The sequence below is a fragment of the Prochlorococcus marinus str. MIT 9401 genome (genome assembly GCF_000760095.1).
In the GTDB taxonomy this organism is placed as follows: domain Bacteria; phylum Cyanobacteriota; class Cyanobacteriia; order PCC-6307; family Cyanobiaceae; genus Prochlorococcus_A; species Prochlorococcus_A marinus_I.
In genome coordinates this window covers 166,602-175,265 of the sequence record NZ_JNAR01000017.1, presented here as the reverse complement: position 1 = coordinate 175,265, position 8,664 = coordinate 166,602, and the positions used below count along the sequence as shown (strand labels likewise).

The window sequence follows — 8,664 nt, the reverse complement described above, 5'->3', positions numbered from 1 at the left end:
TTAATTGTTGGAAACTTTTCTGCAAATAATATTGACAAATTAATTTTCTTAACAAAATATGCTTGATAAGCAATAATGATTCCAGCTGATGCAATAAAAACTGAAGCTATAGCTAAAGGCAAAAATTCTTTGAGTTCGAAAGCCTTTGAAGCAACCTCTGCTTCCTCTGGATCTAATAAATTTGCAAATTTACTATCCCATGGGAGTCCTATAAAACCGATAATTAAAGAGGGTACTGCGAGAAATACTAAGGGAAATGTCATTGACCATGGAGACTCATGAATATAGCCATGTTCTTCATGCTGTTCTTCATGCTGTTCTTCATTTTCTTGATCTAGATTTATTTTGGAGGCGATTAAAAGCTCTTTTTGTAATTCTTTATTCTCCCCTCTGAAATCACCTTCAAATGTCAAGAAATAGAGCCTAAACATATAAAAAGCAGTCATTCCAGCTGTTAACAGACCTACAAACCAAAAAGCTGGAAATGATATAAATGCATTTCCCAGTATTTCATCTTTACTCCAAAAACCTGCCAATGGAGGAATACCACTAATTGCTACACAACCTATTAAAAATGTTGCAGATGTATATGGCATTTTTTTTCTTAGACCGCCCATCAATCTCATATCTTGAGCTAGTACAGGCTGATGACCTACTACTTCTTCCATAGCATGTATTACAGAGCCAGATCCCAAAAATAGCATCGCTTTAAAGCAAGCATGAGTAATCAAATGGAAAATTCCAGCTATTGGTGCTCCACAACCCATGGCAAGCATCATATAACCAAGCTGTGAAACAGTACTGTATGCTAAACCCTTTTTTAAATCCATTTGGGTCAAAGCTATTGAAGCCCCTAAAAAACAAGTGATGGTACCAACTAAAGCAATAATGAATTGTATGGAGGGGAATATTGAGTACAAAGGTTGAAGCCTTGCCACTAGAAATATTCCTGCGGCAACCATTGTAGCTGCATGGATAAGAGCAGAAATAGGTGTCGGGCCCTCCATCGCATCAGGTAACCATACGTGAAGAGGAAACTGCGCAGATTTTGCCATTGGACCTAAAAAAACCAAAAAACAAAGAAGTAAAGCAGCCCAGAGGGGTATTGAATTATCAGATAATGATTGAGAAATTCCGGTAGCTATTTCATTGAAATCAAAGCTGTTTGTTGCCCAAAAAAGACCTAGTATGCCTAGTAGTAAACCAAAGTCTCCTACTCTATTTACAACAAATGCTTTTTGTGCAGCGTGAGCTGCACCATCTCTGTCGTACCAAAACCCAACTAATAAGTAAGAACACATTCCAACTAATTCCCAAAAGACGTAAATTTCTAACAAATTTGGGCTAATTATCAATCCCATCATTGAACTACTAAATAGAGCTAAATAAGTAAAAAATCTGACATATCCTTTGTCATGGGCCATATAACCGTGTGAGTAAATCATTACTAGCAGAGTTATTGTAGTTACTAGAGCAAGCATCACACTACCCAAAGGATCAAGAACAAAACCCATTGGAATTGTGAAATCCCCAGCATTAGCCCATACAAATAATTTTTCTACAGTTTGATAACCATTAATCTGTTCAATCAAAGCTTTATAGCTTATCACTGCAGAAATTCCGACGAAAGAAATGAGACCTATAGAAACTATTTCTCTAGAATTATTAATTTTATTATTTATGCTTATTAGTCCAAAGCCAGAAAGGACTGCCCCTATAAGTGGGAAAACAGGAATTAACCAGGCAATTTCTGAAGCTTGAGGCATTTTTAAAAAACTTATATCTTCGATTTTAAACTGTCAATTGAAAAATTCCGACAAAAATGATGAATTAAATGTTTTAACAGCAATATTTATATACTGGTGGGACCACCAAAGCACTCCTATTGCAATCAAGATACCAAGTTGAGATAATCTAAAAAATTCTTTAATTTTTAATTCTTGCTTTCCTTCAATTATTGCCATAAATGGGATAATGGAAGTATTTTTTTTAAACTTTTCAAATTCCTCTCCAAATCTTTTCTCTAATCGCTTATCCCCGTGCCAGATAGCAAAAAGATGGTGCAAAATCAACCCTACAGAAGTTATTAACGTGAATGATGAGCCAATCCATAAAGTATGAGCAAAACACCAAATTATTTGACCAAACGCTTGTGGATGCCTTGTTATTCTCATTATCCCGGTTCCATAAATTCGTACTTTAGGTTTTAAAACTGAGGGAATCTCCAACAAATTGTAAGTAGCAGGATATAAAAACAAAAAACTTATTGCAGTTAAAGACCAAACCAATAAAAAAATGAAACTATTGCCCTGTAAATTCCATAATCTTATCCCGTCATATCTGTGAGCTAAAAAATAACTAATCAAAATAATTGCTGAAGGCAAACTTAAAAAAACAAAACATAAACGCCATAATCTTGGACCCATAAAAGATTCTGCTTTTATTCTTAAAGCAGCTCCTCCACTATGAATGACTGCAAAAATCAAGATCAAAAACAATATTATTAGAGAAGTTTTATGAGTCTCCATAAAATTCAAATTATTCAAAAAATTTAGTTCTTAACAAGAATACTTCTAAGCATTAGAATTATAAGTAATTGTAGGCACATTAGATGCCAGAATTACCATTTACTCTTGATCAATTAAGAATATTAAAAGCTATAGCAGCTCAAGGCAGTTTTAAAAAAGCTGCAGATTTGTTGTACGTAACTCAACCTGCTGTCAGCCTACAAATACAAAATCTAGAAAAACAACTCGAAATTACAATTTTCGACAGAGGTGGTAGAAAAGCTTTACTTACTGAAGAGGGAAGACTTCTTCTTGAATATTGTGAACGAATTTTGAATCAATGCGACGAAGCTTGTAAAGCTATAGAAGATCTAAATAGTTTAAAAGGTGGGACTCTTATAATTGGAGCCAGCCAAACAACAGGAACTTATTTAATGCCAAGAATGATTGGACTTTTTAGACAAAAATATCCTGATGTATCTGTTCAACTTCAAGTCCATAGCACAAGAAGAACCGGATGGAGTGTTGCCAATGGACAAATTGACTTAGCTATTATTGGTGGGCAACTACCTAGTGATTTAGAAAATTTGCTACAAGTAATTCCATATGCAACGGACGAATTAGCACTAGTTTTACCTACTAAACATCAACTTTCTAACAAAAAAGAGCTTTTAAAAGAAGACTTATATAAATTAAATTTCGTGACATTAGATTCTCAATCTACAACAAGAAAAGTTGTTGACAAACTTCTTCAAAATTCTGGACTTGACATTCAAAGATTAAAAATCGAGATGGAACTTAACTCTCTCGAAGCTATCAAGAATGCTGTACAGTCAGGTTTAGGTGCTTCTTTTTTACCTGTTGTTTCAATTGAAAGAGAATTAGCAGCTGGAACGATACACAAGGCATTTATTGCTGACCTAGAAGTTAAAAGAGAATTAAAATTAATTACTAATCCATCAAGATACACTTCAAGGGCATCAGAAGTATTTAAGAAGAATATTTTGCCTCAATTTGCCAGCTTAGAAAGTCCATTAAGACAGATGTAAATTTGGTTAAAACTGAATTGCTTCTTTATTAATTCCAACTCCTCCATCTTCGGCTTGTCCATCTCCCTTAATTATAAATTTATTTTCGTTAACATCAGTTTGATAAACGCACTTCACTATTGGTTTATCTCGTATAGATCCTATATAAGCGAAAGTATTCATTCTTTGCTTACATTCTCTTACATCTTCATTACTTATCGCCCCTTGTTTTTGTAAAACTGTCCAGTTCTCTCTTCGAATCACACAACCTGGTTGAAGAGCTGGTTGTGTTACAAAGCTTGTGGATGGGTTAAGAGTTGTATACATTTCAACATCAATAACAAATGCACTTGCGCCCCATTGTCTACAAAATTCTGGATCTGGAACTGCCATATCTAATTGTTGTTGACTAGCTATATTTCCCTGTCCTCCATCAGTAGTACTAGTAATCGCGCTACCAATACCAACCCCTAAAATTAATACTCCTGCAAGTACAGCTATGGTTCCTGTACTAAAGTTAATCTTCTGTTCAGAAGAAGAGGCGGGCAACCTAGTATTTCTCTGCCTATAAGAATCGCTATCTCTTTGATTTGGAGAGTAATAGTTTCTATTTGTACCTCTACCAGGTCTTCTATTTGAGGGAGGTCTATTCACAGTATTTCAGTTGTCTTTGGTAAACCCATTGAATAGTTCATTACTCTGCAATCTGGGTTATAACTTAATTTGCCGTTTTGGAGCAAAAATTTTATTAAACCTTCAATTTCTGAGCCAATCTTTCTAAGTTCATAATCATCCAAATCCTTACCTGCTCTTTCTTGAATTAATTCATTAAATTTTTTATTTATTTTATTTAAAGAATCTTCGCTCCAAATAAACTCATTATCAGGATCTAAATCAAGAGTCAGTTTGTTTGGGTGAAATTTCAATTCTTTATCAACAACTTCAGCAGTAAAAATCCTTACATGTCGAGTTGTTGACTTCAAAAGCATTTTTTCCATAATTTTGCGAAATAATCAACGAAAAAAACTATAATGTTCTAACTTTAATGTAGCTTATTATTAAGTGTTTATTTATTTCTTGATTTAATAATGCGTGTTGTAATTGCTGGTGCTGGTTTAGCGGGCTTATCTTGTGCTAAATATCTAGCTGATAATGGACACATTCCAATCGTTTTAGAAGCTAGGGATGTTCTAGGAGGCAAAGTTGCTGCCTGGAAAGATGAAGATGGAGACTGGTATGAAACTGGTTTACATATATTTTTTGGGGCTTATCCCAATATGTTGCAACTTTTCAAGGAATTAGATATTGAAGATAGGCTTCAATGGAAAAGCCATTCAATGATTTTTAATCAGCCATCCGAGCCAGGAACTTACAGCAGATTTGACTTTCCCGATATACCAGCGCCCGTAAATGGAGTTTCAGCCATACTTAGTAATAACGACATGCTTTCTTGGAATGAAAAAATTCTTTTTGGATTGGGTTTAGTGCCTGCAATGTTAAGGGGTCAAAAATACCTAGATAAATGTGATACCAAATCTTGGACGGATTGGCTCAAAGAGCACAATATTCCAGAAAGAGTTAATGACGAGGTTTTTATAGCAATGAGTAAAGCTCTAAATTTCATTGGGCCAGATGAAATTTCATCTACTGTTTTATTAACAGCACTAAATAGATTTTTACAAGAAAAAAATGGATCAAAAATGGCATTCCTTGATGGAGCACCTCCAGAAAGACTTTGCCAACCAATGGTGGATTATATTACTGCTCGAGGAGGAGAAGTGCATATGAATAGTCCATTAAGAGAAATCAATCTTAATGAAGACAGCACTGTTAAAAGTTTTACTATTGCTTCATTAAATGAAAAAGAAAAGAAAGAGATCACTGCCGATGCATATGTCAGTGCAATGCCAGTTGACCTATTTAAATTAATGATACCTAACCAATGGAAAGGCCTAGACGCCTTTTCTAAACTAGATGGTTTAAACGGTGTACCAGTTATTAATATTCACTTATGGTTTGACAAAAAATTAACAGATATTGACCATTTACTATTCAGCAGATCACCGCTTCTAAGTGTTTATGCAGATATGAGTATCACATGTAAAGAATATGAAGATCCTAATAGGTCAATGCTTGAATTAGTTTTTGCACCTGCAAAAGATTGGATAAATCGTAGTGATCAAGATATTGTTGATGCCACTATGGAAGAACTAAAAAAATTATTCCCAACACATTTCATGGGTGATAACAAGACAAAGTTAAGAAAATATAAAGTAGTCAAAACTCCAAGATCTGTCTACAAAGCTGTTCCCGGATGCCAGGAGTTCAGACCAAGCCAAAAATCTCCCATTAAAAATTTCTTCTTGGCTGGCGACTATACAATGCAAAAATATTTAGCATCTATGGAAGGAGCCGTCTTAAGTGGTAAATTATGCGCAGAATCAATTAATAAAGAGTATTCCAAAACTCCTCAAAATGTTTCTTGAAAACATTTAAAGTATTTAAAAATTGAGCTAAAACTTTTTTGAAAAATTCAATTTCTCAACTTGATCAAGCATATGAGGTATGCCGTAAAGAAACACAAAAATGGGCTAAAACCTTTTACTTGGGAACTCTTCTTCTTCCTCTCAAAAAGAGAAAAGCTATTTGGGCTATTTACGTATGGTGTAGAAGAACAGATGAAATAATGGATAGCTTAGAAGCTTCAACTAAATCGCAAGACGAGCTTTCAGAAAACTTAGATGAATGGGAAGAAAATACAAAGAATATATTTAAAGGCAATATTAAATCTGAATTAGATGCCGTAATGGTTGACACTATCGAACAATACCCACAAAGTATTCAACCCTATCTAGATATGATTGATGGTCAAAGGATGGATCTTAATAAATTTAGATACAAAGATTTTGATGAATTAAAACTTTACTGTTATAGAGTCGCAGGGACTGTTGGTTTAATGACTCAGAATGTCATGGGAATTGATAGTGCTTATACATCTGCGCCATGGAGTGCTATGCCTGACCCCTCAGAAGCAGCTATAGCTTTAGGTATAGCCAATCAATTAACGAATATACTTAGAGATGTCGGAGAAGATAGGCAAAGAGGTAGGATTTATCTCCCACAAACAGATATTAAAAAATTTAATTATTCTGAAGAGCAACTTTTAAAAGGCGAAATAAATAATCAGTGGAGAGCGCTGATGGACTTTCAATTAAAGCGAGCTCGAGACTGGTTCAAAAAATCTGAAGATGGGATTAAGTGGTTATCTTCTGACGCGAGATGGCCAGTTTGGACATCTTTACGTCTATACAGAGGAATTTTAGATTCTATTGAAAGATTAGACTATGATGTTTTTAATAATAGGGCTTTTGTAAAAAATTCAGTGAAAGCATTTGAAATACCTATATCCTTTTTAATTTCTCGTATTAAATAATTAAGCAGGTGTCTTCTGATTAGCTAACAAATCTTTTAACTTAGATAGTTCTCCAGCCCATCTTGGATCTGGTGCTTCAAGATTAGGAGCGTCACTGTGTACAATTTTCTTGAAATCTTTCTTCTTCTTATTTTTGTTAAAGTTTGCGCCTTTTTTATTTGAGGCAGAATCTTTTTTTTCTGATAACTCTACTCTTAATTTAGAACCATTAAATTCCAAACCGTTTAATTTCTGAATTAGTAAATTAGCATTCTCTTCATTATTTGTGGTCGCGAATCCAAAGCCCCTACATTCTTTTGTTTCCTTATCTAAAACTGCTTTAAATCTTATCGAATCAGATACTGATTTTAAAACCTTATCAAACTCTTTTGGATTAAATCCTTGTGGTAAGTTGCCAATGTAAATGCGAATACTCATAAATTTTTAAAATTGATTTTGAAGTCTGAACTTCTAAACAAAACTAGGCTATGTGTATTTAATCACATTTTGGCGCATTTTGTTCAATCCATTGCTTTGCTTTATAAATAGCTTCATCAAAATTATTCAATCTTTTATAAGCAAGTTCCTTTGAAAGATAATGTAAAAGCTCTCCTAAAGTAGGTCCATCCTCTATTTTTAGATTTTTTTTTATTACATTACCATTAAGTAAATTTGAGGGATGAAATAATTTATCTTCCTTGTCACGCCATCTTTTTAGCCAATTAGAGTGTAATTTTTGAGGTAAATAAATTATAAAAGCTGGAAGAAACATCTCTAATTCCTTATGTAAGTTAAATCTATCCAATTCATTTAACTGAGAAATATTTTTGTTCTGCAAAAAAAAGTACCATTTTCGTAGTAACTTAGTTTTTTTAATTTCAGCTTTACTTATTTTAAGTTTCTCTAAAGATAAAACATCTAAAATTTGCCCAATAAAAAATAATGGTAAAAATTTTTCTTTTTCTTGATGATCAAGTTCTGCATAATTAATTTTCTCTAAATCCAAAAAAAAAGAATCTCCAGATAAATTATCAATACCAAATATATTAATTTTTTTTATCATAAGAACCGCATCAAGAGCATTAGCTCCATGTACTATTTTTTCTATTTCATAATTGATCCTCTCTCTAGCAACAAGATATAATTTGGCTTTATTTTTTTTTATAAAAGTAATTAAATTGAGATCAATTTTAAAATTCAACTCTGAAACAAATCGAAAACATCTTAATATTCGTAAAGGATCATTTAGTAAATTTATTTCAGAATGAGTTCTAAGAATAGAAAGCTCTAGATCTTTAAGGCCATTTAATGGATCAAACAAACACTTCTTATCAAATAAAAAAGCAATCGAGTTAATAGAAAAATCTCTAGAACGCAAATCCCCTTCAATCGTGGATGAAACCTGAGTTGCAATATCAATATCAATATCATTAAAAATAATTCTTATCACTTCTCTTTTCTCATCTAGAATTATAAATTTTGATCCAATATTATCTGCAATTTTTTTTCCAATTTCAATTGCATTTAAAGGGACTACAATATCAAAATCTACCTCTTCAGTTTCTCTTCCCAAAATAATATCCCTTATATAACCTCCAACCAAGTATGAACCTCTAGGTAAAAAACCTAATATAAGATTCAAATTATGAAATTTTATACTTGTCTCTAATTCATCAATTATTAGTGTATGATCGGTGAGGATACCATTTTTCATTTT

At 33.0% G+C, this 8,664-nt stretch carries 9 protein-coding genes; 3 read left to right on the top strand and 6 right to left on the bottom strand.

What is annotated here, in order from left to right:
* Both EV01_RS0109260 and EV01_RS00005 read right to left on the bottom strand, forming a co-directional pair.
* Positions 1-1,766: NAD(P)H-quinone oxidoreductase subunit 5 (locus EV01_RS0109260; RefSeq protein WP_032523313.1), on the bottom strand; the 1,766-nt coding region annotated here is incomplete at its 3' end.
* Between the two features lie 33 nt (positions 1,767-1,799).
* On the bottom strand, positions 1,800-2,528 hold the full coding sequence (locus EV01_RS00005) for an NnrU family protein (RefSeq protein WP_032517252.1): 729 nt from the start codon (positions 2,526-2,528) through the stop codon (positions 1,800-1,802).
* 83 nt (positions 2,529-2,611) lie between these two features.
* Here EV01_RS00005 and EV01_RS00010 point away from each other — a divergent pair, with 83 nt between their 5' ends.
* Entirely contained in the window at positions 2,612-3,556 is a 945-nt protein-coding gene (locus tag EV01_RS00010; protein WP_032517251.1) for a LysR family transcriptional regulator, read from the top strand.
* Between the two features lie 6 nt (positions 3,557-3,562).
* On the opposite strand, the gene EV01_RS00015 is transcribed toward EV01_RS00010, so the two are convergent.
* Both EV01_RS00015 and ndhM read right to left on the bottom strand, forming a co-directional pair.
* Positions 3,563-4,189, bottom strand: a complete 627-nt coding sequence (locus tag EV01_RS00015; protein WP_032517250.1) for a DUF3172 domain-containing protein — start codon at positions 4,187-4,189, stop codon at positions 3,563-3,565.
* A complete protein-coding gene (ndhM, locus tag EV01_RS00020; protein ID WP_032517249.1) occupies positions 4,186-4,533 on the bottom strand; it encodes an NAD(P)H-quinone oxidoreductase subunit M in 348 nt (115 codons plus the stop codon). Before ndhM ends, EV01_RS00015 begins: the two co-directional genes overlap by 4 nt.
* A gap of 90 nt (positions 4,534-4,623) precedes the next feature.
* Between ndhM and pds the strand changes: the two genes are divergently transcribed.
* A complete protein-coding gene (gene pds / locus EV01_RS00025; protein ID WP_032517248.1) occupies positions 4,624-6,021 on the top strand; it encodes a 15-cis-phytoene desaturase in 1,398 nt (465 codons plus the stop codon).
* A gap of 38 nt (positions 6,022-6,059) precedes the next feature.
* Positions 6,060-6,968, top strand: coding sequence for a phytoene synthase (locus EV01_RS00030; protein WP_032517247.1), 909 nt, complete (start codon positions 6,060-6,062; stop codon positions 6,966-6,968).
* On the opposite strand, the gene EV01_RS00035 is transcribed toward EV01_RS00030, so the two are convergent.
* Positions 6,969-7,385, bottom strand: a complete 417-nt coding sequence (locus EV01_RS00035; RefSeq protein ID WP_032517246.1) for an RNA recognition motif domain-containing protein — start codon at positions 7,383-7,385, stop codon at positions 6,969-6,971.
* Between the two features lie 58 nt (positions 7,386-7,443).
* Positions 7,444-8,661: a CCA tRNA nucleotidyltransferase gene (locus EV01_RS00040; protein WP_193741394.1), complete on the bottom strand. Its 1,218-nt coding sequence runs from the start codon at positions 8,659-8,661 to the stop codon at positions 7,444-7,446.
* Between the last annotated feature and the right edge of the window lie 3 nt (positions 8,662-8,664).

Excerpts from the sequence above, each read along its gene's own strand:
- EV01_RS00040 (WP_193741394.1), bottom strand. The coding sequence starts at position 8,661 with ATGAAAAATGGTATCCTCACCGATCATACACTAATAATTGATGAATTA.
- ndhM (WP_032517249.1), bottom strand. The coding sequence starts at position 4,533 with ATGGAAAAAATGCTTTTGAAGTCAACAACTCGACATGTAAGGATTTTT.
- EV01_RS00035 (WP_032517246.1), bottom strand. The coding sequence starts at position 7,385 with ATGAGTATTCGCATTTACATTGGCAACTTACCACAAGGATTTAATCCA.
- pds (WP_032517248.1), top strand. The coding sequence starts at position 4,624 with ATGCGTGTTGTAATTGCTGGTGCTGGTTTAGCGGGCTTATCTTGTGCT.
- EV01_RS00005 (WP_032517252.1), bottom strand. The coding sequence starts at position 2,528 with ATGGAGACTCATAAAACTTCTCTAATAATATTGTTTTTGATCTTGATT.
- EV01_RS00010 (WP_032517251.1), top strand. The coding sequence starts at position 2,612 with ATGCCAGAATTACCATTTACTCTTGATCAATTAAGAATATTAAAAGCT.